The organism is Actinomycetes bacterium, assembly GCA_035489715.1.
Classification (GTDB): Bacteria; Actinomycetota; Actinomycetes; order JACCUZ01; family JACCUZ01; genus DATHAP01.
The window spans coordinates 1-3041 of the sequence record DATHAP010000103.1 but is presented as its reverse complement, the minus strand read 5'-3'; the positions used below and the strand labels follow the sequence as shown (position 1 = coordinate 3041).

3 protein-coding genes are annotated in these 3041 nt (G+C 71.6%); 2 read left to right on the top strand and 1 reads right to left on the bottom strand.

Features of this window, described 5'->3' with window-relative positions; all coding sequences use genetic code 11:
- On the bottom strand, window positions 1–725 hold a 725-nt coding region (locus tag VK640_08210), incomplete at its 3' end, for an alpha-amylase family glycosyl hydrolase (GenBank protein ID HTE73167.1).
- 137 nt (window positions 726–862) lie between these two features.
- Between VK640_08210 and VK640_08205 the strand changes: the two genes are divergently transcribed.
- Together VK640_08205 and VK640_08200 are read left to right on the top strand one after the other, a co-directional pair.
- Window positions 863–1816 carry a trypsin-like peptidase domain-containing protein gene (locus tag VK640_08205; GenBank protein ID HTE73166.1) on the top strand — a complete coding sequence of 318 codons (954 nt, stop codon included), beginning with the start codon at window positions 863–865 and terminating at the stop codon, window positions 1814–1816.
- A gap of 240 nt (window positions 1817–2056) precedes the next feature.
- Window positions 2057–2542: a DUF1579 family protein gene (locus tag VK640_08200; GenBank protein ID HTE73165.1), complete on the top strand. Its 486-nt coding sequence runs from the start codon at window positions 2057–2059 to the stop codon at window positions 2540–2542.
- Window positions 2543–3041: the final 499 nt, after the last annotated feature.

The window sequence follows — 3041 nt, the reverse complement described above, 5'->3', positions numbered from 1 at the left end:
AAGGAACCCGGCGCCCGGTCCGGGAACACCTCGGGGATGGTGGCGTCGTAGGCGTCGGGCATCTGCCGGTCGGCGAACGCGGTGTAGAAGCCCGCGTACTCCGGATCCCCCGCCAGCCAGCCCTGCGCCCAGGCGTGCTCGCGCGCGGTGTGGTTGAGGACCAGGTCGACGCAGAGGCTCATGTCCCGCTCGTGCAGCGCCCGCGCCACGCGCTCCAGGTCGGCCATGGTGCCCAGCCGCGGGTCGACCGCGCGGTAGTCCTGCACGGCGTACCCGCCGTCGTTCTCCCCCTCGCGCGGCCGCAGCAGCGGCATGAGGTGCAGGTAGGTGGTGCCGAGCTCGGCCAGGTAGTCGAGGTGGTCGGGCAGGCGGGCGAGGGTGCCGCAGAAGCGGTCGACGTAGCAGACGTAGCCCTGCATCCGCGCCCGCTGGAACCAGACCGGGTCGATCTCGCGGCGTCGGTCGAGCCGGCGGAGCTCCTCGGGACGCTCGGCGGCCGCGGCGAGCGCCACCCGCACCGCCCGCTCGAAGAGCTCGTCGGCCCGGTTCCCGTACAGGGCGGCGAGCGGCTCGTGGACGTCGAACAGGGAGTTCTCGACCCGGGCCAGAAAGGCGTCCGCCTCGCCGGCCCCGAGGGAGTCCGCCGCGTCGGGTGCCAGCCGGGGCCGCAGCTTCCGCCAGGCCTCTTCCGCCGCGACCCGCCGCGCGGCCTGCGACGCGGTCACCGTGGTCGTCGCTGCGGGGCGGCCGTCGTCACCGCGCCAGTATCGCGGCGGTGTTCGCCCACGGCGTGGCGGAGGGAGTGGGCAGCTGCCGGAGGGAGGCGTTCACTGGTGGTGTAAGCCGGTAATCAGGAGGCGCGATGAGTCTCGCAGCGGAACCACCAGTCGAGGACGCGCTCGACGCCTACTCGCGGATCGTCACCACCGTCGCGGCCGAGATCACCCCGCACGTCGCGGCGCTGCAGGTCACCGGCCCGGGCGGCCGCTCGGGCGCGGGATCGGCGGTCGTCTTCACCGGCGACGGCCTGCTGCTGACCAACGCGCACGTCGTGGCCGCGGCGACCTGGGGACGGGCCGTGTTCAGCGACGGCAGCGAGGCCGACGTCGACGTCGTGGGCGCCGATCCGCTGTCCGACCTCGCCGTCGTGCGGGCGCGGACCGCCACTCCCCCACCCGCCGTGCTCGGCGACGCCTCGACGCTGCGGGTCGGCCAGCTGGTCGTCGCGGTCGGCAACCCGCTCGGCCTGGCCGGCTCCGTGACGGCGGGCGTGATCAGCGGCCTGGGCCGGTCGCTGCCCACCCGCGACGGGCGGACGGCGCGGGTGGTCGAGGACGTCATCCAGACCGACGCCGCGCTCAACCCGGGCAACTCCGGCGGCGCGCTGGCCGACTCGTCGGCGCGGGTGGTCGGCATCAACACCGCCGTCGCCGGGTGGGGTCTCGGCCTCGCCGTCCCGATGAACGACACCAGCTCGCGGATCATCGGGTCGCTGGTCGCCGACGGCCGGGTGCGCCGCGCCTACCTGGGGCTGGTCAGCACCCCGGCGCCCCTGCCGGCGCACCTGGCCGAGCGCACCGGCCGCCGTCGCGGGCTGCGGATCATCGACGTCGTCCCCGGGGCACCGGCCGACCGCGCCGGGCTCAAGGCCGGCGACCTGGTGCTGGAGGCGGGCCGGCGACCGGTGGCCGACGCGCAGAGCCTGCAGCGGCTGCTGTTCGCCGAGGCGATCGGCCGCCCGCTGCCGATGACCGTCTTCCGGATGGGGGCGATGGTCGACGTCATCACCTCTCCCGCCGAGCTCACCGGCGGCTGAGCTTCGGCAACACGGGTTGCGAGATCCGGCCAACTGCGTGCGCGCAGGACAGCCTGAAGGCGGCCTAAGGGACACCCATGTGGCCCGGTACTGAGTCGGGTTTGCGTGTCCTACCTGTCCGCGACCGCGGCCTCGGGCCGCACGAAGAGGCTGGACGACGTCGCGGCGATGAGTTCCGCCTAGGCCGCGGGTCCAAGCTGCCGACCACCAGCACACCGCCCGCCTGAAGGGATCGCCGTGATGACCGAGACTGAGCACACCGACCAGGCGAGCGGGCCCATCGCTCCGAAGCCTCACCCGAAGCTGCGCGAACTCGACGTCCTGGAGGGGACGTGGCGGCTCGAGGGTCATGACCTCGATGGCAGCTCGGCCTTCACGGGCACGGTGACCCGCCGCTGGCTTCCAGGCGGCCACTTCCTCGTGCAGGAGATGAGTATCGACGGCGAAGAGCATCACGGCGCCGAGTACATCGGGTACGACCACGCCCAGCAGACGCTGCGCTCGATGTTCTTCAGCATCGAGGGACCAGGTCCGTTCTGCTCGTTCGCGCTCGAGTACTTCTGGCAGATCGAGGGGGACGACCTCACGATCTGGCACCGGTTCAAGGACTCCCCGGCGCGCTTCACGGGCAAGATCGACCGCGACGCCGGCACGATCGAGGGTCGCTGGGAGTGGCCCGGCGGTGGCTACCAGGCCACTGCGACCCGCCTCGACGAGCGCGGGTGACCGCGGTTGCCAAGTCCGACGTGTCCTTAGTGGGCCGTTTGAGGACACCCGGCACCACGTCTGCAGACGTTCCCGCGGGAACGTCATCAAGCCAGATGCCTTGACCGCGTTCCCGCGGGAGCGCGGTCAGCGTGTGTCGTAGTGGGCCGCGGCTTATGTGGCACCCGCTCTTCATGATCAAAACGCGCTGGTGGTCCCTGATGGGCCGTCGAGACCGCCATCAGCGTGTGTTGATCTTGTGTTGGCGTTCGTCTCTGAGTTGGCGCTCAGAGACACAAGGCGTCCTTTTGGGCCGCCACTGCATGTCGTTGTCTACGCCAGGTCCATCGGGGTACTGGGCGTCGATGGATGCAGTGTCGCTCGGCAAGGCTGGTCTCCAGGGTTGGCGCGCGAAGGTCGGAGATGCCGTCGCAGCACCGATCGCACAGCACTCACCGTTGACCGACGACCAGGTGCGAGCCGCCGTGGGTGGACTGTTCTTCGTGCTTTCGCTGGTCTA

Excerpts from the sequence above, each read along its gene's own strand:
- VK640_08205 (HTE73166.1), top strand. The coding sequence starts at position 863 with ATGAGTCTCGCAGCGGAACCACCAGTCGAGGACGCGCTCGACGCCTAC.
- VK640_08200 (HTE73165.1), top strand. The coding sequence starts at position 2,057 with ATGACCGAGACTGAGCACACCGACCAGGCGAGCGGGCCCATCGCTCCG.